The organism is Dehalobacter sp. MCB1 (assembly GCF_003590275.1).
Classification (GTDB): domain Bacteria; phylum Bacillota; class Desulfitobacteriia; order Desulfitobacteriales; family Syntrophobotulaceae; genus Dehalobacter.
The window spans coordinates 1-23,141 of sequence record NZ_LXPC01000002.1 but is presented as its reverse complement, the minus strand read 5'-3'; the positions used below and the strand labels follow the sequence as shown (position 1 = coordinate 23,141).

Genomic DNA, 23,141 nt, shown 5'->3' with positions numbered 1-23,141 from the left:
TTAGAGGGGGAATATACTTGACTGCTGCATATCTGTCCTTTGATCTTGGAACAAGAAATATTCACGCTGTTGTTGGCCAGGCGGAAGGAAATACTGTCAGAATACTGCGAAGTGCCAGCATCGCGCTTCCGAAAGGCGTGCTCTCCGACGGTTTGATTACGAATAAAGAAGTACTGACCTCAGCCATGCAGGAAGTGCTTGCTTCTCTGAATACTTCCACTAAAGATGCCCTGATCACGTTTAACTCTAACAGCGTGATTATTCGTGAATTTGAGGTTCCTTCAGGAAATGAGCAAGAACTCGAAGCAATGATTAAGAATGAAATTATTCAATTTTTTGGTATGACGGATACCGATCTGGTCGAATACCGCAAGATCGGTGAGACAGAGACCAGCGGAATGAAAAAAGTCAAGGTACGGGCAGCAGTCATGAATAAGGAAATAGCGCATGCGTATTACGACCTTCTTGATAGCCTTAAGCTGAAACCACTCGCCCTGGACATTCACGCGAATGTTATTTCTAAAATTTTCAACGAACAGACTGCGATTAACAACAATTTGTCGAACAACTATATCATTTTAGATATTGGGTATTCAGGTACAATGATCTATCTGATCTCTCAAGGCAGCTTGAATTTCTTCCGCTCTATCAGTTTCGGCGGAAGAGCGGTGGACCGCCTGCTTGCAGGCCTATTTGCTTTATCCGAAGAGAAGGCTGAAGAAAAGAAACTGGAGTTTCTTTCAGATAAACAAGAGCGCATTGCTGAAGCAAAGGCGGCTGAAAGTACACAAAATAGATCCCTTACCGTAAAAAAGAAAGGCCATACATTTGTGATTAAAAAGAAAGGTCTAACCGAAAATATGGAAGAACCTGTTTCTGATGCAGCTGAGAACACGGTTGAAGAGATTCGGCCCATAGAACAAGGAAAAGTTTTTACGAAAGAGGAAGCACTAGCCGCTGTGAAACCCCTTTACGGAGAATTGCTCGAAGAAATCCGAAAGGTCATGCAGTTTTTTGCGAACAGGAGCGGCTCCAAGGATTTGAGCCAAATCTACCTGATCGGTGGAGGAGCCAGTCTTACAGGAATACCAGAGTACCTGTCTCAGGGGCTCGGTTTGAAAGTTGACCGGCTTCAGATGATCAGTAACATTCAGTATATTGACCATGAACAGGCACCCGGAGACTATGTCAATGCCTCCGCTGCTCTGATCAGGCTTTGAGAGCAGGTGACTAAAATGAATGATTTTAACTTTTTTTCAACATTTGAAAAACAGAAACTGGCTCAGAAGAAAAAAATCAGAAGATCCTATGGAGCGATTCTCGGCGTAATTCTTGTTGTTGTACTGTTTTACGGCATTGTGGGAGCAAGAATGATCTATTGTTCTTACGCGATTAATAAAGGCGAGGCCTTTCTGAATGCTCCGGAAAACAAAGCAAAGCTGACAGACATTCAGGCCAAGAAAGCAGCTACCGAGAATTTAATCACCTATACGGCGCAAGTAAATCAAGCTAAACAAAAAATTACGCTGGCCACTAAAGTCAGCAGTGAATTCCTGAATACAATTCAAAAGACGATTCCGGCAGCAGTCAGCCTGAAATCTCTGGAAATCAAAGACTATCAAGTGATTTTGCAGGGCACTGTACCGGCGTCGGCAACAGTGGCCGAGTTGGCCCATAACCTGGAAGCAACAGAGCTTTTTTCCAGGGTGCAGGTACAGTTTATTCAAAGTGGTACAGAAACAGCCGCCTATGAATTTTCCGTTCTGTGCGAATTGAAGGAGGTGGCTGAATAATGAAGCTGCAGAAACCAAACTTGCAGGGGAAAAAGATTGGGAATTTATCACTCGATGCCAAAATCACCGAGCGGGATAAAAAGCTTCTGATGGTTCTCGGCGTTGCGATTATCATCGCAATCAGCTACTATGTCCTTTACCTTCCGATGAGTGCCAGCCTTGAAAGTTTAACAGCCGATAAAGAAGTCATGAAACAAAAAGTAGCCGCAGCCAAAAGCGACCTGGAAAATGAACAAAGCATCGTCAAGGCTTATGAAACGCAATTAGCAAACGGAATGGAGGCTTCTGAATCCTTCTTCCCTGGCGTCTACCCGTATAAGGAGCAGTACGTGCTGCTCGTGGAAAAAATCGTGAAGGGAAGCGGCGCGACGTTGACGAATCTTGAGTTTTCTGATCCCGAAGTTAGTGGGGTCGTGATGCCGGCGGACAACCGTTATCTGCTTCCGGCTTATTCCTTGCAGCAAGAAGCGGATACCATTAACCAGGCTTATAGTGACCAGCCGGCAAAAGAGATACCTTCTGCTACGGGTACTTCCCAGAGTACCGCCACCACCGGTGAAGAAAAGACTTTACCTGCCGATGCGGTGCTGCGGTTACCTACAACAATTGAGTTTACAGGAAGCTACGCCCAGTACCGGACAGTCGTCAGCAGCCTGGAAAAACTAAACAGGACGATTGCGTTGGAGGCTGTCGAGGCCAAGGAAGAGGAAACAGGACTGAAATTCACACTGACCGTATCTTTCTATGCGGTGGAAAAAGTCGATAACGGCGAGGATTCATTCAACGCTTGGACGATAAAAGGCAGTTACGGGAAGTCGGATCCTTTTAATTAAGGTTAAGAACGATTTCTTTCTTCCAATTCTATGGATACAAGGAGGGGAGTCTTGTGAAGAAAAAATCGGAGGGTTATGCATTAGTGCTTACCATGATTTTACTGGTTGTGCTGTCGCTGCTGGGGACCGCGATCCTGAGTATTGCTTATGGGGAGAGCAAGATGGTTGCGAACCAAGTTGAGAACAAACGAGCTTACTATGCCGCCCGTTCCGGAGCGGATGCGATGGCTTCCTATATTATTGATAACAGCAGCAATAGTAATATTGCGACAATCGTCAGTAATCTTATTACAAAGACCTCGTCCAATCCGGGAACAGGAACAGTCGGAAGCAATACTTTTGCGGTACAGGTCAGTAATATCAATAGCGGCCCATACAGCGGGGACCTGTTGATTGAATCACAAGGTACAGCCGATGCCGGGAATCTTCCGGTCACGGTCTATTTGACACTAAAACAGGCAGTTAAGATAGCTTTAGATATGGCTGTATTTGCGGATGATGGTATGTGTTTTGGTAAGAATATAACAGTAACCGGTGATGTGGGGACGAATAGCGACAGTATTACTTTTGGGAAAAATCCAATAAATGGAGATGTTATTCTGGGCCCGGATACTAGTGATGCTGAAATGACGATCGCGGATGCTATGTCTGGAAATCCACAAAAACTAACTTCAAAGATAATATTTCCTGATACTAAGGCTACCTTATTTCCAACAGAAAATAATGAAGTGTTTTTAGGAACAGAAAAAAAAGTAAAGGGTAAGACTGTAATAACACCGTATGTAGTTACATCGAACCCAAGTGACCAAAGTAACAAAGTACTTGCAACGGCTGTAACAAATTTATCTGACGCCATGGAATATATCGAATGGCCTGCGGACGGGGGGGGTGAATTACAATTACTAATAACAAGCCCTGATTTTACTTTGGGAAAAACAGTTAACGTACCTGATGGTAATACTTTATATTTGTATTATAACGGCACTAGTCAATTAGCTGAGTCTAGTGGTAATTTTTCGTATACGCATATTAGTATTTATGCACCAAATGCTGAATTCAATATTACTGGTGGCGGTAATGGCACTTTTTTAGGAAAAATGATAATAGGATCCTATGATGATACTTCAAACAGTCATGTAACATTAACAGATGATTCAGAGATAGACGAGAACAAGGTTGTTGGAATTGATACGTACCAACGCGATGTCTGGCTTAAATAAGGAATCATAAATGTTCGAAATAAGGTGCTATTAAGGAGGGATACCTGAATGCTTAGAAAAAAAGCAAAAGGGTTTACGCTGATTGAGATCATTGTCGCTCTGGGGATCATTGGCATCATTGGCGTATCCCTTCTGACAGTTTTTACAATGGGGATACAGGTCATTGCCCTGGCCAGAGACCGCAGCGACGCGGCATATACTGCCCAGTCCCAGGTGGAGGCTGACCTCAATACAGTGAATGCAGTGCCTTCCACGGTCACAATCACGATGCCTGATGCAACGACAATTTCGGCCAGCGGGACGGTGATGCCTGCCCAGAGTGCCACAGTGAACGGAAAAGAAGTCTCGATTGACTACTTCAAGCCCGGAAAATAACAGAATTTAGACTAGGAGGGGAGCCCATGAAATTCAGCATAAAAACACAAAAAAAGAGCAAGGGCTTTACCTTGCTTGAAGTGATGGCTGTCACTGCAATCATGGCTTTGGTCGTAGCGATCATTTACCCGATGATCACATTCGGAACAACCGCTCTCCACAAGGGACAAGTAAATGCCGATAAGCAATACCAGGTGCGCATGGCTGCCGATTTTATCAGCAAGCAGCTGCGCTATGCCAATTCATTTACCTTCCTGACGAGTACGCCTACTGCTGCCACCGGCAGAAACGATATTTACCTGGATGCTTCAGGTTTCTTCCACTACAATAACAATGGAACGAGTGCCACTGCGGCTGGAGTTGACAATACCCAAAAATTTAAAATCTCTTTTACGAACACCGGAAAATCAAATTCGATTATTTTTACGATTGGCGATAAAGATGATGTCAATTATGACGTCACCACCGAAGTCATTCTGCTGAATTATCATAAAAGCACGTTTCCGACCGCCTCAGGATCCTGTATCGGTTTCTCGTATTCCTTGCCGTCTTCTTTGTAGGGCAGCCTGCTTAGTTGATTTTAGTAAAGTAAATAGTCTGAATGATCATATCCTATGGAGAGTGTAGTATGGAAGAAACCGGACAAGTGAATCAAACGATCAATGAAGCAGCAGCCTACTACTATCAGCATAAAGATAAAGAATCAGCAGAAAAGGTGCTTGGAGCCGGCAAGGGATTGATCAAATATTTTGCAAGGCTCTACGGCGGAGGCTGCTGCGAGGACGATCTTTTTCAGGCTGGTAGTCTGGGTTTGCTGAAAGCTTTGCGTAATTTTGACCCCGATAGGGAGACTAGCTTTGTGACTTATGCTTCTCACTGTATCATGGGGGAGGTTCGTCATCTGGCGCGCAAAGAAGCATCTTTCTACCGCCCGGGCTGCGTTGTTGAGCTTCAGTCCAAGGTGGATCAGGAAGTCCTGAAATATATAAAAGAAAACGGCGATGTACCTGGTACCGAATACATCGCCGAAAAGCTGAAAATTAAGGAAGAAAGCGTCATAGAAGTCATGCGGGCGGGATTTGTAAGTTTTGATGACATCGACGCTTCTAGGATTCATAGTACAGCCTACGAGACCTTTCAACTCCCGATTGAGGATAAGCTTACGCTTTACCATGCGCTAAAAAAGCTTACAGATATCCAGCAGAAAGTAATTCAAATGATTTTTATTAAAGATATGACGCAGCAGCAGGTTGCTTCGCAGCTAGGAATCTCCCAGCGGCAGGTTAGTAGGGTGAAGGAGCGGAGTGTGGAGATATTGCGGGAGAATATAACTAAGGAATAGAAATTTGTATTCTTATTTCGAAGTATCTTGAGTTATCTTTAGATTGAGTTTTAATATTTAATAATGCTGAAAAAAACAGAAAGTAGAAAAGCATAGGTGAGAACCTTACCGGGTGAAGAGTCTGTTACAATGAGCTATCAGAGGTAATCGCATATGCTTATTTTATTTATATCGAATCTTAGACATTCCGCTTCTAGCATTACTGGAAATTACTTATCTCCCAAGATTTAGATTAGTAAATGATACTACTTTCGAAAAAGCGTTTGGCACTATGTTATCAACTTTAGCTTAACACAAAAAATGCTGGTAACAGTCTATGTGGACTATTACCAGCAGCAGAAACAAACTTAATTTTTTATAATCCGGACTTGATCTCAACCTTTACACCATAACCAGTTCGGCCAGCAGTAAAGGTATTGCCATTAGTTGTAGTAATAGTAAATGAGCCGGCGGTTTCACTAAATGCTGTACATAAAGAAGCAGAAGACATTGTCGCCATATTTTCTACATCAGTCTGTGTAAATGCACCAGCTGTTTTTCCTTTTTCAGCGGCTATGGAATCCATGGCTGTAGCAAACTGCTTAGCATCCACTAACGCCTGAGATGATTGTGCTTTCTTCTGGAATCCAGTAAATGTTGGAATCAACACAGCTGCCAGAATTCCCAGAATCGCAATAACCACAATCAGCTCAATCAGCGTGAAGCCTTTATTTTTCTTTTTCATTTGAAGACACATTTTCTTTAACATTTCTTTTTCCTCCATTTTTTAATTATCATAAACTTTTCGAGGTCGTCCTCAAGGTCTAGACGTTTGAATTATACCTGTGGATTTTCTTTTTAGACATCATTCTACATATTTTACAAAATACATACAATTAATTTACATTTATTTTACAATCAAAAAAATCTATTGTCCTGGCAGGATTTGGGCAATATAATTAACCATAGATATGGAAACTCTAGGGGGATACGAAAGATGATTACTTTGATGACGCAGACAGATATAATGGTCTTAAGCGGAACATTGCTGCTGGTGCTGTTCATAGCACTCATATTCTACATAAAATTTGATATCGTACGTCTTGGTGGATTGGCCAAAGGCCTTAAACAGATAAGTAATGCGGATAAGAAGCTGCCGTTTGATCAAAAGGGCAAAATGGACACGCTGCTGGATATGGCCTCTAAAACAGGAAACCCGGTTTTAGAAACGCTTTGGAGAGAATATCACCGGGAATATGCAGATCGGCTTAAAGGTGAGATCTGTCCGGACATATCGTATTACTTTAATGAAAACAATATGATCAATATCCCGTGCGGGCGGCAGATGATGGAGCGCGCAGGTTTGACTCTTTTTATTCTGGGTATTGCCGGGTCGCTGCTATATCCCTCCTTGTATTTTCTGGGTTTTGACGGGACGGTGACACCGGAAGGCATCATCAGGAGCCTTGGCATCCTGCTTTTGGAGCTGGCAGTGGTCTCCGTAATTGTCTTTCTGTTTAAAGTGGCAGATGCAGCCAGACTGGAGAGAACCAGGAAAGGGCTATGGGAATATCAATACAAGCTTTCCGGATGGCTGAATCCGATTTCCGAACCTACTGAAATCAGTCTCTTAGTCGAGAGCCAGCGTCAAAACACCCTGGCTTTCCAGGAGGCGGTGCAGCGGCTGGAAAACAGACTGGATACCTTTGAGACAGAGACAATGGCACCGATGCTTGGAGATAAGTTCAGGGAAGCCATCGAACAGAATATTACGCCGGTATTAAAGCAGACTTCAGGCGTGTTGAGCGATCTTTCGGATGCGCTGATCACCCGGCAGGAAAACGGGATGAAAGAACTGGCACAGACCTTTACTGAAAAAGTCACTGCGGTTACGGCCGACAGGCTGAATACGTTTGCGGAAAAGACAACGGAGATTACCGGGGTTCTGGAAACCGTTGTATCAGGTATGAGCAGGATCCAGGAAGCAACCGAACAAAACGCAAAATCCCAGGAAAAACTTTGTGTACAGTCTCTTGATGCATTGAATGAAGCCGGTAAAGTCCAGACACAGGTTTCAGAGGCATTGCGGGCCTCTCTGGACAGCGTCAGGGCGGCAGAAGCAGTTGCTGCTGAGATGAAGGCGTATGCAGTTCAAGGCATGGATAAAGCCGATGCCATGGCGCTGCAGTCGCTGCAGTTGCTCGAAGAGAATGTGGCGCAAGTGAAATCGGTCCAGAACGGGATTGCAGAGTTGACGGGTACACTGCAGGGGCATATGGATCAATCCATCACCAGGATTTCCGAAACACTGACCGGCGCAGTCGAAAAATACGCGGAAATTTTTGCAGAGATCGAGGCATCAAGAAAACTGCACGGTGAACAGACGGATCAAAGAATTGGGCAGATGGTGGAGGGCCTAGATTTACGTCTTTCGGATTTCAGCAGCCGGATATTGAACTCCAGTGCGCTGGCAATGGATAAACTGACCTCTTCCGTAACGGAGATCTCTGAATCCAGCAGTCTGCTGCTGGAGCAAATCAATGAGAAGGCTTCCCAGATGGTTGCGGAGATTACCGGCAAGCTGGATAATTCCAATATGCAGATTTCCGGATACCTGGCTCGGGCTGTTGCGGAATATGCGGAGGTCAGCAACAGAATGGAAGCGTCCCGAGAAAGATACAGCGAAGAACTGGATAACAGGCTCGGTCAATTAATCAAGGCAACGGATGAAAGGTTGGCGGGCTACACGGAGAATATCATGGGGTCCCATACGCTGACAGCTCAAAAATTGACGGCAGTCGCGGAGGGTTTCTCACTATCCAGCAGCAATTTATTGGAACAGATCAACGAACGCGCTTCCCGGCTGTTCAGTGATGTGGCAACCAAGCTGGAAAGTTCCAGTCTGCAAATCTCCGGAGATATTGTCAGGGCGGTTGAAGGATACACAGAAGTCAGCACCAAAATGGAAGAGTCCCGTGAAAAATATGGTTATGAACTGGATGAAAGGCTCAGTCGGCTGATGGCGACAACCGATGAACGTCTGTCGGATTACAGCAACAGAATCATGGCCTCCAACCTGCAGACAACGGAAAAACTAGCTGATATGGCTACGGAGGTATCGCTCGAAGGCAAAAATATGCTGGAAAAGGCAGGCCGTCAGGCTTCTGATCTTTATGGCGATTTGCTTAGCAGGATGGATAAATCTATTGATTCCATGGGCGAAAATCTGGCAGTAAGTATGCGGGCAGCCATGGGTGAAAGCATGGAAATTGTGGAGAAGCTGGCAGTCAGGACTGCAGAAATGAAAGATCTGTATGACGACTACTTCACCCGGATCGCGGAGCAGTCTTCAAAGACCCTGGATGAGCTCGATTTCAGCATTCAGAAGACAATGGCATCTTTCTCGTCAGAAACGGCCGAGATCATCAGCAAAATTACGAACAACTCTTCCGGAGCACTGGAATTCTTTGATAAAGGGATTAAGGAACTGGTTGAAAATATGGACGAGAATTCCCGCAGTATCGGTCTCTACGCCAAAGAAATTAATATTGACGTGGCCGATCTGTCTGCAAATCTCAGGCTGTCCGTAAAGGAATTTAATGAGCGGATTCAGGGCGGGATCAACGGAACCTTTGCAGATTTTGACAAGGGTCTCGGAGAAGTAACCCTGAGACTGGCCACCATCCTTGAAAGTATCAGAGATTCTGCAGAAGCGCTGCAGAGCGCCTTAAAAACAGGAACCAAGCAGTAAACAGGAGTATAGTATGCAGCGATTTACCCCGGAGCGATTAAACAGCACAATGGATATTCTGCGTGAGACCATTTTACTGCCTCGCGAGTTTGCGGAGCGGGTCAGCCGGAATCCGGAGCCTGGAACATTTAAAGACAATTTCAGCAGATTTCAGGGTTCTCTGGAGAGCTATGCTTTTTCCCTGGGTAAAAGGGACCTTGAGGATTGTCTTGTCGCTTTGATACAGGATGACAGGCCGGAAATGAAGTCCGTGATCCTTCAGATTCTTAAACTGCGGATGAGTCCAAGGCTGATTGGCTTGATCCGGGCGCTCACTCAGTATTTTTATGAGCTTCCGGAAATGAGAGAGGCAGCAAGGCTTGCAGAAGATTCCAGGGATTGCAGTGACGAGCTCCTGCATGAGTTGTTTGACCAGGAAAAGGATATTATTGAAGCTGCGGTGAATCTGATTCATCAAAATGAAGAAATGGTTTCTCCGATGATCACGAGATACAGGTTGATTACAGGGAGCCCTTTTTGCAAAGCGGTGATCCGCAGATTTTTTCAGGATGGAAATGAAAAAAGATTCCTCTTAAATGAGGATTATTTTTTAGAAATGATTGATGCTGATTCCGAACAGGATTTATTGCCTGTGGTCATTAATTATCTTGATCAGCCCTGGACGCAGGCTCCTTCCAGGTCCATCAATCGGAAACTGCTCCAGAAATTTGGCCTGCCTGAGGATGAGAAGTCCTGGATCTGGGCAGACATCGGTACTGATTTGATTGCGAAATACCGCCAATGGATTTTCCTGGACATGATGGAAGATTTCTTTGGCTCAGATAACCGGAAATATCTGATTTTCAGCAGGTATTATCAGGAGCTGAAACATATTGGTCTCTACCATGATGATCAGATCATGGTCCTTGATTTTGGACAATTCGGCATTTTAAATCTGAAAGAGATGGCCGAATATTCCTGGCTGATGGAAAAATCAACACTGGAAATGGAGCTGGAAACCCTGCAGAAAGGGGAAGAACTTCGCTTGATCCACAGGAAGACCGATATTGAGGCCAGAGATGTTATCATTGAAGAAAAAAGTTCAGATATTCTGGTTTTAAATCTTACTGGAGTTGGTAAGCTATATGTTGCGGAGCTGATGAGTGAACTGCTCCGCAGGGGCGAAGAGATCTGGCCGGTGAAATTCAAGCATGCGATATCCCGCTTTAAAGAAATGATCTACTAATTAAATCAAAGATTATTACTAAAATCAGAAGACACCATTGATAGAAGATTATCACTGTCAAATCAAAAAGAACGCCCTGTCCGAAGACATTTTTGATGCTCCGAATAGGGTGTTCTTATTCTTATATGATGTCTTATACGCAAAATATAACGTCATGTAGTCTATCCGCGGCCAAGCGAAGCACGATGCGAAGCGCGGCTTTTTGTGCATGGAGGGCACAATAGCCGAAGAGCGGTTAGGGCACATGACGTAAACCCTAGATTCGCAAATTAGAATACGGCTAATAGTTTAAAAAATATACGGCTGATCAAGATACTTCGAGAACAGTTCAGAATTCACGCATCTCGATTTTGCTTCCTCAAGCGTTACCATCTTCCGCTTAACCAGATTGGCCAGGGAATAATCCATTGGGGCCATACCGGCTTTGATGCCGGTCTGAATAACCGTGTCAATCTGGTGGGTCTTGCCTTCGCGAATCATATTCCGGACAGCGTCATTGACGATGAGAGCTTCCATCGCTGCAACACGTCCGGTACCATCCATAGTAGGCAGCAGCTGCTGGCAGATAATGCCCTGAAGAACAGATGCCAACTGAACTTTAATTTGCTGCAGCTGATTCGGCGGAAAGACATCGATGATCCGGTCAATGGTAGTCGCTGCGGATGAAGTATGGAGGGTGGACAAGACCAGGTGGCCTGTTTCTGAAGCCATCAGGGCCGTGTTGATCGTCTCAAGGTCGCGCATTTCACCGACCAAGATAACATCGGGGTCTTCACGCAGTGCAGACCGTAAAGCATCTGCAAAGGCATGGGTATCGTCACCAATCTCACGCTGGTTTATCATACATTGATTATGGGCATGCAAATATTCGATCGGGTCTTCGATGGTAATGACATGACTGTTGCGGTGTGTATTCATATGGCGCACCATGGCAGCAAGGGTAGTGGATTTACCGGAACCGGTCGGACCCGTGACCAGGATCAGACCTCTGGGTTTCATCGCGAGGTCTTTCAGGATATCAGGCAGTCCCAGCTCGTTAATGCTTGGAATATCCGGAACAATGACCCTGATCGCGGCCGCCAGGCTTTTTCGCTGGCTGTAGACATTAACCCTGAAACGGCTGATACCAGGGATCGTATAGGAAAAGTCAACTTCTCCCTTTTGCTGCAAACGGTTTTTCACGGGTTCATCCATCAGTTCGTCGACAAGCTCTTTAGTGTCCAACGGAGACAAATACTTGGCGTTTGCCATCGGAGTCAAGATACCATTGATTCTGAACATTGGGGGAAGACCGGTTGTGATGTGGAGGTCAGAAGCTTTCAGTTCCAATGACATTAAAAGTAAGTCCCTGATATTTAGATTCATACAAACACTCCTCAACATAAATAGATTTGATCGGTCTATTCAATACTATAGGTTACTTTTAATAATTCTTCCGTGGTGGTGGTTCCGTCCAGAACCAGACGGGTACAGGTATCACGCAGGGAAATATAGCCGAAACGGCCGGCAATATGTCTTATTTGATCAGGAGTTACTCCCCGGTTAACCATCTCGCGGATATCCTTGTTGATCGGAATGATTTCATGGATGGCGGTTCGTCCGGAATAACCGGTGTAATTGCAGGCAGGACATCCGGTCCCTTTGTAAAGGGGCTGGGGTTCGCGCAGTTTGAGCAGCATCATTTCCGAATGTTCCGGCCGGTAAGAAGTTTTGCATTTTGGACAGATCTTACGGACAAGTCTCTGGGCCATCAGGCCGACAACAGCGGAAGAAACAAGATAAGATTCAATTCCCATGTCGACAAGCCGGATGATCGAGGAAGCTGCGTCGTTGGTATGGATAGTGCTTAAGACCAGATGGCCGGTGATGGCTGAACGAATTGCAATCTGGGCTGTTTCAGAATCACGGATCTCCCCAATCATGATAATGTCGGGGTCCTGACGCAAAATCGACCGCAGTCCCGAGGCAAAAGTCAGGCCGGCTTTGGTATTGACTTGGACCTGATTAATCCCATCCATCCGGTATTCAACAGGGTCTTCTACGGTGATGATATTGACAGTTGGTTTATTCAATTCCCGCATGACTGCGTAAAGTGTCGTCGTTTTTCCGGAACCGGTGGGGCCGGAAACAAGGATGATCCCATTTGGACTTTTGATGATCCGGTCAAACAGCTCAAGATTTTCGGCAGTAAAGCCCAGCTCAGATTTGGTATAGGTACTGTTTCTCATTCCAAGCACGCGGATAACAATCTTTTCTCCGTGGACAGTCGGAAGTATGGAAAGCCTGAGGTCGACGTTATTGCCGTCAATGCTGACTTCAATCCTGCCGTCCTGGGGCAGGCGCTTCTCAGCAATATCCATTTGCCCCATGATCTTAATTCTGGTGACAATGGCCTGGTGGGCCGCTTTCGATGTTTTCATGGCTTCCTGAAGTTCTCCGTCTATCCGGTACCGGATCCGCATCTCATCATCAGACGGTTCAATATGAATGTCACTGGCATTGGTCTTGATGGCATGCTGAATCACGGAATTAACCAGTCTTACGACAGGGGCATTCGTCACCTCATCGCCAAATTGATCGTCAATTCCCGAAAAATCAACAAGGTCATAGGTTTGTTTAAGTTCTTCAATTGCTTTTTCAGCGCTTTCTTTACCGTAGTAGCGTTCAATGGCATTCAGGATATCGGACGTGGTAGCCATGGCTGGCTTGACATCAAGCCGGGTTGCCCGTTTGACATCATCAATGGCATAAAAATCCAGCGGATCGACCATGGCAACAATCAGCACATTATTTTCTTTCTTGATCGGTATCAAGGAATGCTTTCTGACCATTCCTTCTGTAATCAGTCCCGTAGCAAGAGGATCAATCGGAGTTTCACCTAGATCATAGTATGGAATATGATATTGAAATTCCAGTACTCTGAGTAGCTGTTTCTCTGTAATGGATTTCATTTCAATCAGGATCTCGCCCAGCTTTTTAGAGGTTTTGGACTGCATCTCCAAAGCATCTTCGAGCTGCTTGGCAGTAATCACCTCTGATTCAACTAATAGCTGTCCCAGTTTCCGCATCGTTTCCGGCATATTTTTTCTCCAGTTGCAAAATTATTGTTTATATTTTGGCTATTCTCATTTATTGTATTATAGTGTAAATAAAAAAGAAAGAAAAATTACTAATATTTACAAATCCTGCGAATTTGGATACTCTTGAGGGAAGAAAGGTTAAAGGAGTGTTTGAGATGGAAACGTTTTTTATGGAACATATTTGGCTGGCCTATTTGGGGTTGTTTATCGTCGGGCTTGTTGCCGGGAGATTTTTGAAAGTATTAATTAGAAAAAACATGGAAGAAGAGCACAGAGATTTCCCATCTAAACCGGTCGTGGAAATCCTGAATACGCTGCTGTACTGCGCTGTACTCTGGAAATATGGTTTCTCTTTGGAAACATTGAGCTTTCTGATTCTTGGATCGGTCCTTTTACTCATTGCGTTCATTGATTTTAAGACCATGCTGATCCCGAACTGGAGCGTTCTCCTGATTCTGGTTCTGGGTATTTTGTTTGCTTTCTTCAATCAGGATGTCTCCAGGCTGGAGAGGCTGATTGGCTTCTTTGGAGCTGGATTGGGTTTGCTGCTGATCTATATATTCTCGAGAGGCGGCATAGGCGGTGGAGATATCAAGCTGATGGCCGCTGTCGGCTTTTACTTGGGCTGGAAGCTGACGCTGCTGGCGATGTTTGTCGGCTCCATAATTGGCGGTATCTGTGGGGTATTGATCCTTGCTACTGGCAAAGGAAATTTGAAAACGGCGATCCCTTATGGACCATTTTTGGTCTGCGGGATACTCCTTTGCATTCTTTTTGGTCAGGAATTAATTGCATGGTACTTTAATTTGTTTCTGATGTAGAACTTGATAGCGGCATGTTGAATGATGGAAGAATATGTCGAATAAAGGTGAAATTTTATGATTGCCAAAAATACCAATTCCTTGCATAATAAGAAAGAGACAAAATTTACAAATAATTTACATATGTAAAATTTCTGTAAAGTGTGAAGTGATGAAGTACAGTGCTGATTTGGTTACTTGTGTATTGTATGGAGCGAGTAGTGAACCCTGCACACTGCATTGGATGCAGTGTGCTTTTTTATGCCTAAACACTTGAAAAAATGTTAACGTGGATGTGAAAAAAGTGGTGAATGCAAAACACAAGGCGATCACAGCGTACAGATTAATATCTTGGCTTCTGACTTCTTTGATTTACATCATGGAAAGTCCGGAAAACATTTTTAAATACACCATTGCGGTTGTTGTTTCTTTACTCGTGATCACAGTCAGCCTCAATGATCTCTACTTGAAGAGTCATTCGAAAGCGTATACTCAGCGCGTCAATATTGCCGAAACACTGGTTATTGCCATTTTGCTGACGCTGACCGGCGGATTGGACAGTCCGTTCATATGGTATGCCATCAACCCTGTGTTAATTGCGGGTACATTTCTGGGAGCCGCGTATTGGGTATATCTCTGTTTTTACCTGATCGTCGGCAGCATCACCAGCCAGATGTTGTTTAATCCCGATCATTTGCGGCTCAATGAGCTTATCTTAGAAAAAATCTATGTAATCATGGTTTTCATCCTAATTACGATTGCCATACGCTTGTTGCTGGCTTTAGTCCAGCATCTTGATCGTCAGGCGGAGGCTTTAAAGAACCAAAAAGAACATATCATGTCGTTATACCGAATCGTCGAAGCTTATTCAGCAAGGGAAGACAATCGGAATGTCCTGGAAAATATGCTCAAGCTTGCCAATGAGATCATCGGGTCCCGTGCATCTTTCATCTTTCTTGTACCCTGTAAGGATGTGCCGGCAAGTATGGTTACGGCGAATATTTCCGAAGCGGAAAGAGAAATTCTGTATCAGTTTTTTCAAGCACAATCATGGGAAAATGATGGAGTAAACGTTGATGAAATACTGAGAAACCACATATTTTACGCGGTCAATGACCTGATTCCGCTGCAATCTGCCTCCAGACTTTACGGAATATTGGGATTTTCCCTGGCAGCAAGCATAAAAGTGGAAATGGATAAGGAACTGGTTCAATTTTTGGCGGATATTATCACAATGATCCTGGAACGAAATCACTTCGAAGCCATGTCTTCACAACTGCTGATTCTCGAAGAACAAAATCGGATCGGCAATGAAATCCATGACAACGTATCCCAAATTCTTTTCAGCATTGTATATGGACTCCATGCGCTGGGCGGCAACTGGTCCAATTTGAGCCGAGATCAAATTGAACGAAAACTAAAAATACTCGAGCAGTCTGCCAAAAATGTCAGTACAGAACTGAGGGCTTCAATTTATGGGCTCAGTCCGCGCAAAAGGGGCGAAAAAGTATTTGAAACGAGCATCCGAAATTATCTGAGTGATTTCTCAACACTGAATGAAATTCATGTTCATGTTGATTTTCATGGTGAGGAAGAGCAAATTACATATCCGTTAAAGCATGCGATGTTTCGCATTATCCGCGAAGGTTGCGGGAATGCCGTGTGGCATGGACAATGTGACGAATTGAAGATGCAGGTAAAGATTGATCAGCATACGTGTGAACTGATGATCCAGGACAATGGAATTGGCTTCAATTACGAAGACGTACAGTGTGATAAAAACAATAAGGGCTTGGGACTTCATAATATGAAAGCCATCGCTCAAACCTATTGCGGTTCATTTGCTATTCAAAGTGAACCCGAGCACGGAACGACACTCCGGTTTGAATTCCCGATCTACCAAATTGCCAATTTCGTTACGGAACAGAAAGGAGGCGTGGCATGAAGATCGTGATTGTGGATGATCATCCCTTAGTTCGACAGGGATTGGAGGCCGTTCTCTCAACCGAAACGGACATGACCATTGTTGGAAAGGCATCAAATGCGGGAGAAGCCGTTGACCTGATTTGCTCTGTGTTTCCGGACATTGTCCTGGTGGATTTAATGCTTTCGGGTTCTTCGGGGTTGGATGTGATAAAAACCTGCAAAGAAAAGGTATCAACGTGTAAGTATATTGTGCTGACATCTTCAGTTAGCCAGGACGATTTTCAAACAGCAGATCAGATTGGCGCAGACGGTTATATTCTGAAGGAAGCTTTTCCGGAAGAACTGATATCGGCGATCCGCTTGATCTATCGCGGTAGGAAGTTCTATGATCCGCTGGTGATTGAATTTATGATGAAAAAAGAAACGAGTAACAGCATGCAGCAGCTGACCTCACGGGAACGCGACGTACTCATCACATTGAGTGAAGGACTTAGTAATAAAGAGATTGCGAAAAAGCTGGTCATCACTGAATTTACAGTAAAGAAGCATGTAAGCCAGATCCTGGCAAAACTAGAGCTGGCTGACAGGACCCAGGCAGCATTATATGCCAGGGATCATGGGCTCGGGAATAGCAGGTAAGAGAAAGGAGAAAGGAAGAATGCCAATGCAAGCAAAGAAAAAGAATCAATTGGGGAAAGGAATACTCTTTATTACGTGCATATTTACACTGGGTTTATCCGGCATAAGTTATGCCTATTGGACAAATGGACTGGGTGTGAGCGGGAATATCTCAACGGATGGATTGGATGTTGTGTTCAGTGATCAGGAAGCTGCAAATCTGGTGACAAACGAGAGCGGAAACGGGAACTTGCAGGTAACTTATGACCCGGAAAGAACGACGCTATCCATTGAAGGAACGGTGGATCCGGGGTATCTCGGAAGCGTGGAATACACGATTGTCAATCAGGGTCAACTTCCGGTGAGATTCAGCCCTGATACGCCAAGTTCAGGCGGTATAGACAACACGTTATCTTTTGAAGGTGAACAGGTCACTGCGCTGGGTGACGGAACATATTTGCTTAAACAGAACGGCACCGGGACAGGGAAGCTGGCCGTTGAGGTTGGCGAAGAGAATGTTCAATTCGAAATAAGAATTCCGTATGAACAATGGGTCAAAAATTAGATTATCAGGAGTGGAGGCCATAGAAATGAAAGAAAAAGTAATCGTTGTAGCCATTTGTTTGTTGGCTGGATGTCTGCTTACGTCCGGAGGCTATGGGTACTGGCAAAAGGATTTGGTTATCAAGGGGAATATCAGTGTCACGCAGTCGGAGGAAGATCCCGAAGATTTAGATGCAGTCAAACCATTAATGAGGGGTTCAGGAACAGATGATCCAGGGACGGATGATCCTGGGACAGATAATCCAGGGACGGAAGAACCCGGAAGCGAAGAGATTCTAACGGAAACAGGTAATTAGGGAAAAAATGCAATGAAATTACAGATAATTAAACAAACTCTGTTTAAGCGCCGACTAATTCTATTAGTAGGCCTCGTTTTTTTTATCTATCTTTCTGACAACGCGTTGGTGAAATCCGTCACGGGACAAAACCTCTATCAAAATGTGTTTCAACCTTTGATGTGGATCGGGGTTGGATTAATAATCTGGTGGTTTCCTGTGGTCCGGGCGGCAGGAAAGCTCCGATTGCGAAAATCTCTTTGTTTATGGGCGATCAACTTTGCCATCATCATGATCACCGTCCAAGTGCTGGCCGGATTTTTAGATGGATTCGGGAAAAGCCCCTATAGCAACTCTTTTCTGGGTATCCTCATTAACTTTTTCACGGTTTGTGCGGCATTGGCAGGTCGGGAACTAACGAGACACGTATTGGTAAATAGCTGGACACGGAAGCAAAACTATAAGGTATTGGTTGCAGTCGCCTTGCTGATGACAGTGATCGTTTTTCCGATCTCTAAGTATACCGAACTGAAAAATATCCAGGAACTTGTTCAATTTGTGGCACAGTATTTTGCACCGCAGTTTACCAAAAATCTATTAGCAACATGCTTTGCTTTTTATGGTGGACCGCTTCCAGCGATCATTTTTATGGGAGTGCTTGACTTTTTCCATTGGTTTTCTCCGGTTCTACCCAATTTGAAATGGATTACCGCTGCGCTCATCGGCATCCTAACCCCTGTGTTCCTTTTTAGTGCGTTGGAGAGAATTTATCTGCAGGAGAACAGGATTCGAAAACACCGATTCAAGAGTGAGGAGGGCCTTCTGGGGTGGATGGTAACCACACTGATTTCCATCACCATTATCTGGTTTACAGTGGGGGTATTTCCGGTTTATCCGTCAGTGATCGCCACAGGCAGCATGATTCCGATGATTTATCCAGGAGATGTGATCCTAGTAGATAAGGGGGTGGACCGGATGAAAATGAGTGTTGGGACGGTAATTCAGTTTCAAAGAGACGACATCCTGATCTCACACCGGATCATTGGAGAAGTCGTTGAGAAAGATGGAACAAAACATTATTTGACCAAAGGAGATAACAATAACAGCGCGGATAGTCAATGGGTAAAACCGGAAGATATCAAGGGAGAAGTCGTTAAGGTCGTCCCTAAAATCGGCTGGCCAACCCTTCTCCTCAAAAGTGATCAAGAGATTTGGTCGACGAATAAAGAAATATAGAAAAACTGTTCAAAAGGATTCTTCTATAGGTAAAAGAAGGCGGTATCGCGCAACTACGATTTCTCCGTAGTTTTGCAATACCGCCCTTATGGAAGGGTATGTTAAAGACTAATTTCCCAATTGGTGTTTTGATAACTAGTTCACTTGCGTGAAAGCAATCGCTAAATCAAATTTTGTCGTAGTATCTTCAAATTGGCTGCCCGTGATTGCCGAAGGCATAAGGACTTGGTAACCAGGATCCTGCGTTTCGTTAAAGATAAAGTTATGGGTCGTCAGCATGAGTTCCTCGCCAGGCTGGAGAACGATATTCTGCAATGCGGAAGTCAGGCCTGTAGCCAGATCGGAAACGTTATTCGCATCGATTGCATCAATATCCTCATAGCGATAGCTCCAGAAACCAGCGTTCAATGTTCTGATGACCACAGCATCAAATTTATAATTTAAGGCATTAGCCAAATCGGCGTTTTCAGTAATGCTTCCAGTGACGGAAGTAACTTTGGCAGGAACGGTACCGCTATTTTTAACAACGAAACTCAGGTAGGCACCGGCTCCGGGGTAGAAATTTCCGACCGTGAAGCTTAGGTTTTGTTTATCTGTGGCGATCACTGAATCAACAGTGACCAAATCATCGGAAATATGGGCAATATAGCCGTCGTCCCAGTCGGACTCATCGGCATCCACAAACTGAACATCCAAATAGCCGGTGGATACGGTATTCGCGATCGTAATGGTCTGGGTCCAATACGCGTAGCCTGCTCCCATTAACATGACGGCTACTGCCAGGGCGGCAACTAGAAGCTTATGTTTTTTCATTTGATTTTTTCTCCTTTTGTTCATTCTTGTACCGATACGTTCTCAATGCGCGCTGTTGAAAACCTTTAATCGGGATTTTGATCTAAGTATACTGTCTTCGGAAACAATTTTAGCCACTCATTGGTATACTTGTTTTATCTATTTGGAGGTAGTATTTATGGTAATAAAGTAGAGGACAACGTAGACGAAAGTACCATATTTCACAGTCTGCAGAGGAAATCTCGGGTCTTTGCAGAATATCGGGAAAAAAGATGGATGGAGCGTGTTCAATGATAAAAAAAGAATTAAAGAAAAGACTACGTGTTGGCCTTATTTTGCTATTTGCGATATTGCTGATTGCAGATGTTTATATGCTGTACCGGAAAATTGCGTTACCGGAAGTACAAGTCGTAAAGACGACACTGTACGAATATATGAATAAAATGGATATTCACTATAAAGTGAGTCTGAAACCCAATAATCTATTTGCCCAAACGACGCAGGAAGAGGGTCAGGTGTACTTAACCAATTTGGTTGACACCATTACGGCGACATTTTCGTATGCGTTTTCAGGTAAAAGTCAGATCGACATCCAAGGTGATTATGAAATCATCGCTGTGCTGGAAGGATCCAGCATTCAAAATAATAAACGGGTTTCTATTTGGAAGAAACAGGTTGTCCTCGTGCCAAAAACGAGTTTTGAAAAAAAAGATACACAATTCAACCTAACAAAGGATGTCAATCTGAATTTGGAGCAGTATAGAGCATTTGCCAACGCCATCAAGGAGGAAGCAAAAGTGGATGCTGACGTTTCCTTAACCACCGCGATGAATGTGAATTTGGATAGTATGACGGAGTACGGGCGAATTCAGGATCAAGTTGCTTCATCGATGTTTTTGCCGCTGAAAACGAGCTACTTTGAAATCACAAATATGGGTATCGGTGATCAGCCTGGTGCCATCGAGAATGTCAAGCAAGTACCAGTCGATCAAAAGTTTTCCGTTATTGGTTTGGCCTTGCTGGGTTTCATTTTGTTAGCCGGGCTCGTTTGTTTGATCCTGCTTACAAAAGAGATACCAGAAGATCCTTACCTCAAAAAGTTGAAAATGATCATGAAGCAGTTTAGCAATCGAATGGTTGCATTAGATTCAGACATTATCCAAAGAGGAGACAATTATCAGGTTCAATCGGTGGACGACCTGGTGAAACTCAGTGATGAACTCGGGAAGCCGATACTTTACAGGACATTTGCCGATTTGAAAAAGATCACAACATTCTATGTCTTTGATGAGAAATGCACCTATTATTTTGATCTAACATGAAACCCCAAAAACTAACATAATGGTGAATATACATTGGTACCAAAGGAGTATGTGCACGAAGAAAACACCTGTTATAATTCAATTAGCAGTGTAGAAACGGCATACAAATAAAATACTTTATTGAGGAAGATGTAAATTGATCAAGAAGATGGGTATCCTTAACCGTGTAAAGTATCCCTTTATCCTGGTGATCATGACGGCAGTGATCCTCCTGGGTGGCACATCCTCATTTCAGGTAGCGTATGCAATCCAAACAGACAGCAATGAATACGGGATTGTCATAGAGCCTGAAGGCCAGCTTTTTCAAATTTCGGGAATGGCTCCCGGTTGTACCGATCATCAAACATTAACGGTCAACAACGAGGGGCAAAAGGCTTTCACGTATGGAATGAAGGTTATTACAAACGATCAAGAGAATATCCTCTATCAGGCCCTGGTCTTTAAGGTAACCAAAGCCGACCAAACACTGTATGCCGGAAAACTTCAAGATCTGAATCTTGTATTAGGTTCTTTGATGCCCGGCGGCAGTGAGACGTTTGATTTATCTCTGGGGCTTCCCTCAGAAAGTGGAAATGAATACGAATCACAAGAGATCAGCTTTGATTTTCTGATCAGTGCTGAAGAATATAATGGCGGGAACAACGGTGGCGGCAATTACACGATTTACACTGAAGTGGAACCAGCTACGATAGAGGAAGAACCGGTAAATACGCCGACGGTCGAAACACAGAAACCTGATGCATTGGAAGTTCCGCAAGATACTGAGACCATGTTACCATTAACAGGAGTTGCAAGTGCTTTCCCTTACTATGCTGTCGGTTCAGTAGTGGTCACTGCAGGAATCTTCTTAATAAAGAAAAAGAAAAGCTAAATACACATTTATATAAGTGAGAAAAAATAGCTGAGATTTCTCGGCTATTTTTTAACAAGATCAGGCTGGGGGAATTATGTGGAGAAAAGTATTCGCAGTCACTTTGATCTTATGTGGACTCAGTGTCATCATTTTTCCTATGGCTCGGGATGGCTATTTGAAATATCAGCAGAATAATATGATTAATCAATGGCGATCTAGTCTCATGCAAGTGAGCGATGGAGCACTTGGACAGACCGATTCTGATGATCAGGATAATACGATGCAACCAGATCTAACGGAGGATATGGAAGCACTGCTGATCATAGAGAAAATCGGTTTGCGAATTCCTGTTTTGACTGGCGTGACTGACCACAATTTAAAACAGGCAGCAGCAAGTATAATTGGAACTGGGAAGCCTGGAGAAATAGGGAATTACTGTATTGCGGCACATCGCAGCAGAACGTATGGTATTCAGTTTAATCGTCTCGACGAGTTGATCAAGGGCGACGCGATCATAATTGAAACAAACAATCAATCCTATACTTATATTGTAACGGAAAGTATGATTGTCGAGCCCGACAAAGTCGAGGTGCTTCAAAACGACGGCCAGAAAAAACAAATTACACTGATCACTTGTGATTATCGTACAAAACCGTATCTGCGTTTTATTGTAAAAGGAGAATTGGGTGATTAATCTGAGATAAAACATCTCGAAATTTAGGCAATAAATTCTTTCTGGAATCGCAGTTTTTGCTGTTGACAGTGTCGAAACAGCATGATATTATAATAAAGCGTCTCGGGGCGGGAACGCCTGAAAGAAGCGCAAAGGTCATTGAAAACTGAACAACAAGAATGAAATAAAAAGCTAGACTCGTCAATGAAATTTGGTAAACAAACGAGCTTGAATCAAGCTCCGTAAATAGTTTTTATGGAGAGTTTGATCCTGGCTCAGGACGAACGCTGGCGGCGTGCCTAACACATGCAAGTCGAACGGTCCGGTATCCAACACCGAGCGCTTCAAAGGAATTTTGAGGAGCCTGCGAGTGCGCGAACGAAGAGAGCGCACCACACTTTTAAAAAGTGCCAACACAGGCGGAGCAAAATAGGAGTGGAGAAATCGGTGTTGGGTATTGGATAGTGGCGAACGGGTGAGTAAC

General features: G+C 44.1%; 22 protein-coding genes and 1 rRNA gene. 19 read left to right on the top strand and 4 right to left on the bottom strand.

Translation table 11 applies throughout. From position 1 onward, the window contains the following. Window positions 1-17: 17 nt before the first annotated feature. The 7 genes from pilM to A7K50_RS01165 all read left to right on the top strand — a co-directional run bounded on the left by pilM (window position 18) and on the right by A7K50_RS01165 (window position 5,563). Window positions 18-1,220, top strand: a complete 1,203-nt coding sequence (gene pilM, locus A7K50_RS01195) for a type IV pilus assembly protein PilM (protein ID WP_026156642.1) — start codon at window positions 18-20, stop codon at window positions 1,218-1,220. Between the two features lie 15 nt (window positions 1,221-1,235). Beyond that, the gene (locus tag A7K50_RS01190) at window positions 1,236-1,793 is read left to right on the top strand and encodes a PilN domain-containing protein (RefSeq protein WP_020493046.1); all 558 of its coding nucleotides are present in this window, start codon (window positions 1,236-1,238) and stop codon (window positions 1,791-1,793) included. Further along, window positions 1,793-2,626 carry a type 4a pilus biogenesis protein PilO gene (gene pilO, locus A7K50_RS01185; RefSeq protein WP_020493045.1) on the top strand — a complete coding sequence of 278 codons (834 nt, stop codon included), beginning with the start codon at window positions 1,793-1,795 and terminating at the stop codon, window positions 2,624-2,626. Before A7K50_RS01190 ends, pilO begins: the two co-directional genes overlap by 1 nt. A gap of 53 nt (window positions 2,627-2,679) precedes the next feature. Continuing rightward, a complete protein-coding gene (locus tag A7K50_RS01180; protein WP_020493044.1) occupies window positions 2,680-3,846 on the top strand; it encodes a pilus assembly PilX N-terminal domain-containing protein in 1,167 nt (388 codons plus the stop codon). Window positions 3,847-3,894: 48 nt separating this feature from the next. Then, the gene (locus A7K50_RS01175; RefSeq protein ID WP_020493043.1) at window positions 3,895-4,221 is read left to right on the top strand and encodes a type II secretion system protein; all 327 of its coding nucleotides are present in this window, start codon (window positions 3,895-3,897) and stop codon (window positions 4,219-4,221) included. A gap of 26 nt (window positions 4,222-4,247) precedes the next feature. After that, window positions 4,248-4,781 (top strand): type II secretion system protein, encoded by a 534-nt coding sequence (locus tag A7K50_RS01170; RefSeq protein WP_020493042.1) that lies wholly within the window; start codon window positions 4,248-4,250, stop codon window positions 4,779-4,781. A 68-nt stretch (window positions 4,782-4,849) separates the two neighbouring features. Beyond that, window positions 4,850-5,563: a sigma-70 family RNA polymerase sigma factor gene (locus A7K50_RS01165; RefSeq protein ID WP_020493041.1), complete on the top strand. Its 714-nt coding sequence runs from the start codon at window positions 4,850-4,852 to the stop codon at window positions 5,561-5,563. A gap of 355 nt (window positions 5,564-5,918) precedes the next feature. Here A7K50_RS01165 and A7K50_RS01160 read toward each other — a convergent pair whose 3' ends face one another. Next, complete coding sequence (locus A7K50_RS01160) at window positions 5,919-6,311, bottom strand: type II secretion system protein (RefSeq protein WP_083916834.1); 393 nt, start codon at window positions 6,309-6,311, stop codon at window positions 5,919-5,921. 228 nt (window positions 6,312-6,539) lie between these two features. On the opposite strand from A7K50_RS01160, the gene A7K50_RS01155 reads away from it, so the two are divergent. Both A7K50_RS01155 and A7K50_RS01150 read left to right on the top strand, forming a co-directional pair. Further along, window positions 6,540-9,293 carry a hypothetical protein gene (locus A7K50_RS01155; protein ID WP_020493039.1) on the top strand — a complete coding sequence of 918 codons (2,754 nt, stop codon included), beginning with the start codon at window positions 6,540-6,542 and terminating at the stop codon, window positions 9,291-9,293. A 13-nt stretch (window positions 9,294-9,306) separates the two neighbouring features. Beyond that, a complete protein-coding gene (locus A7K50_RS01150) occupies window positions 9,307-10,518 on the top strand; it encodes a hypothetical protein (protein WP_020493038.1) in 1,212 nt (403 codons plus the stop codon). 288 nt (window positions 10,519-10,806) lie between these two features. On the opposite strand, the gene A7K50_RS01145 is transcribed toward A7K50_RS01150, so the two are convergent. Both A7K50_RS01145 and A7K50_RS01140 read right to left on the bottom strand, forming a co-directional pair. Next, complete coding sequence (locus A7K50_RS01145) at window positions 10,807-11,883, bottom strand: type IV pilus twitching motility protein PilT (protein WP_119774467.1); 1,077 nt, start codon at window positions 11,881-11,883, stop codon at window positions 10,807-10,809. 35 nt (window positions 11,884-11,918) lie between these two features. After that, window positions 11,919-13,598, bottom strand: coding sequence for a GspE/PulE family protein (locus tag A7K50_RS01140; RefSeq protein ID WP_119774466.1), 1,680 nt, complete (start codon window positions 13,596-13,598; stop codon window positions 11,919-11,921). A gap of 155 nt (window positions 13,599-13,753) precedes the next feature. On the opposite strand from A7K50_RS01140, the gene A7K50_RS01135 reads away from it, so the two are divergent. The 6 genes from A7K50_RS01135 to A7K50_RS01110 all read left to right on the top strand — a co-directional run bounded on the left by A7K50_RS01135 (window position 13,754) and on the right by A7K50_RS01110 (window position 19,017). Continuing rightward, a complete protein-coding gene (locus tag A7K50_RS01135) occupies window positions 13,754-14,419 on the top strand; it encodes an A24 family peptidase (RefSeq protein WP_119774465.1) in 666 nt (221 codons plus the stop codon). 274 nt (window positions 14,420-14,693) lie between these two features. Then, window positions 14,694-16,343 carry an ATP-binding protein gene (locus tag A7K50_RS01130; RefSeq protein ID WP_158582029.1) on the top strand — a complete coding sequence of 550 codons (1,650 nt, stop codon included), beginning with the start codon at window positions 14,694-14,696 and terminating at the stop codon, window positions 16,341-16,343. Continuing rightward, window positions 16,340-16,963 carry a response regulator transcription factor gene (locus A7K50_RS01125; protein WP_119774463.1) on the top strand — a complete coding sequence of 208 codons (624 nt, stop codon included), beginning with the start codon at window positions 16,340-16,342 and terminating at the stop codon, window positions 16,961-16,963. The genes A7K50_RS01130 and A7K50_RS01125 overlap by 4 nt, the downstream gene beginning before the upstream one ends. A gap of 19 nt (window positions 16,964-16,982) precedes the next feature. Then, window positions 16,983-17,507: a hypothetical protein gene (locus A7K50_RS01120; RefSeq protein ID WP_119774462.1), complete on the top strand. Its 525-nt coding sequence runs from the start codon at window positions 16,983-16,985 to the stop codon at window positions 17,505-17,507. A 25-nt stretch (window positions 17,508-17,532) separates the two neighbouring features. Beyond that, window positions 17,533-17,802: a hypothetical protein gene (locus tag A7K50_RS01115; protein WP_119774461.1), complete on the top strand. Its 270-nt coding sequence runs from the start codon at window positions 17,533-17,535 to the stop codon at window positions 17,800-17,802. A gap of 159 nt (window positions 17,803-17,961) precedes the next feature. Further along, entirely contained in the window at window positions 17,962-19,017 is a 1,056-nt protein-coding gene (locus tag A7K50_RS01110; RefSeq protein WP_243103599.1) for a signal peptidase I, read from the top strand. Window positions 19,018-19,152: 135 nt separating this feature from the next. On the opposite strand, the gene A7K50_RS01105 is transcribed toward A7K50_RS01110, so the two are convergent. After that, window positions 19,153-19,830, bottom strand: a complete 678-nt coding sequence (locus A7K50_RS01105; protein WP_119774459.1) for a hypothetical protein — start codon at window positions 19,828-19,830, stop codon at window positions 19,153-19,155. Window positions 19,831-20,099: 269 nt separating this feature from the next. Between A7K50_RS01105 and A7K50_RS01100 the strand changes: the two genes are divergently transcribed. The 4 genes from A7K50_RS01100 to A7K50_RS01085 all read left to right on the top strand — a co-directional run. Beyond that, window positions 20,100-21,131: a DUF5305 family protein gene (locus A7K50_RS01100; protein WP_119774458.1), complete on the top strand. Its 1,032-nt coding sequence runs from the start codon at window positions 20,100-20,102 to the stop codon at window positions 21,129-21,131. A gap of 136 nt (window positions 21,132-21,267) precedes the next feature. Next, window positions 21,268-22,002, top strand: coding sequence for an LPXTG cell wall anchor domain-containing protein (locus A7K50_RS01095; RefSeq protein ID WP_119774457.1), 735 nt, complete (start codon window positions 21,268-21,270; stop codon window positions 22,000-22,002). A gap of 76 nt (window positions 22,003-22,078) precedes the next feature. After that, window positions 22,079-22,678, top strand: coding sequence for a class D sortase (locus tag A7K50_RS01090; RefSeq protein ID WP_119774456.1), 600 nt, complete (start codon window positions 22,079-22,081; stop codon window positions 22,676-22,678). Window positions 22,679-22,909: 231 nt separating this feature from the next. Further along, window positions 22,910-23,141: ribosomal RNA gene (locus tag A7K50_RS01085) — 16S ribosomal RNA — on the top strand; the annotation flags it as partial.

Coding starts and splice junctions, on each gene's coding strand:
- A7K50_RS01190 (WP_020493046.1), top strand. CDS start 1,236: ATGAATGATTTTAACTTTTTTTCAACATTTGAAAAACAGAAACTGGCT.
- pilO (WP_020493045.1), top strand. CDS start 1,793: ATGAAGCTGCAGAAACCAAACTTGCAGGGGAAAAAGATTGGGAATTTA.
- A7K50_RS01175 (WP_020493043.1), top strand. CDS start 3,895: ATGCTTAGAAAAAAAGCAAAAGGGTTTACGCTGATTGAGATCATTGTC.
- A7K50_RS01170 (WP_020493042.1), top strand. CDS start 4,248: ATGAAATTCAGCATAAAAACACAAAAAAAGAGCAAGGGCTTTACCTTG.
- A7K50_RS01165 (WP_020493041.1), top strand. CDS start 4,850: ATGGAAGAAACCGGACAAGTGAATCAAACGATCAATGAAGCAGCAGCC.
- A7K50_RS01160 (WP_083916834.1), bottom strand. CDS start 6,311: ATGTTAAAGAAAATGTGTCTTCAAATGAAAAAGAAAAATAAAGGCTTC.
- A7K50_RS01155 (WP_020493039.1), top strand. CDS start 6,540: ATGATTACTTTGATGACGCAGACAGATATAATGGTCTTAAGCGGAACA.
- A7K50_RS01150 (WP_020493038.1), top strand. CDS start 9,307: ATGCAGCGATTTACCCCGGAGCGATTAAACAGCACAATGGATATTCTG.
- A7K50_RS01145 (WP_119774467.1), bottom strand. CDS start 11,883: ATGAATCTAAATATCAGGGACTTACTTTTAATGTCATTGGAACTGAAA.
- A7K50_RS01140 (WP_119774466.1), bottom strand. CDS start 13,598: ATGCCGGAAACGATGCGGAAACTGGGACAGCTATTAGTTGAATCAGAG.
- A7K50_RS01135 (WP_119774465.1), top strand. CDS start 13,754: ATGGAAACGTTTTTTATGGAACATATTTGGCTGGCCTATTTGGGGTTG.
- A7K50_RS01125 (WP_119774463.1), top strand. CDS start 16,340: ATGAAGATCGTGATTGTGGATGATCATCCCTTAGTTCGACAGGGATTG.
- A7K50_RS01120 (WP_119774462.1), top strand. CDS start 16,983: ATGCCAATGCAAGCAAAGAAAAAGAATCAATTGGGGAAAGGAATACTC.
- A7K50_RS01115 (WP_119774461.1), top strand. CDS start 17,533: ATGAAAGAAAAAGTAATCGTTGTAGCCATTTGTTTGTTGGCTGGATGT.
- A7K50_RS01110 (WP_243103599.1), top strand. CDS start 17,962: ATGTGGATCGGGGTTGGATTAATAATCTGGTGGTTTCCTGTGGTCCGG.
- A7K50_RS01105 (WP_119774459.1), bottom strand. CDS start 19,830: ATGAAAAAACATAAGCTTCTAGTTGCCGCCCTGGCAGTAGCCGTCATG.
- A7K50_RS01100 (WP_119774458.1), top strand. CDS start 20,100: ATGATAAAAAAAGAATTAAAGAAAAGACTACGTGTTGGCCTTATTTTG.
- A7K50_RS01090 (WP_119774456.1), top strand. CDS start 22,079: ATGTGGAGAAAAGTATTCGCAGTCACTTTGATCTTATGTGGACTCAGT.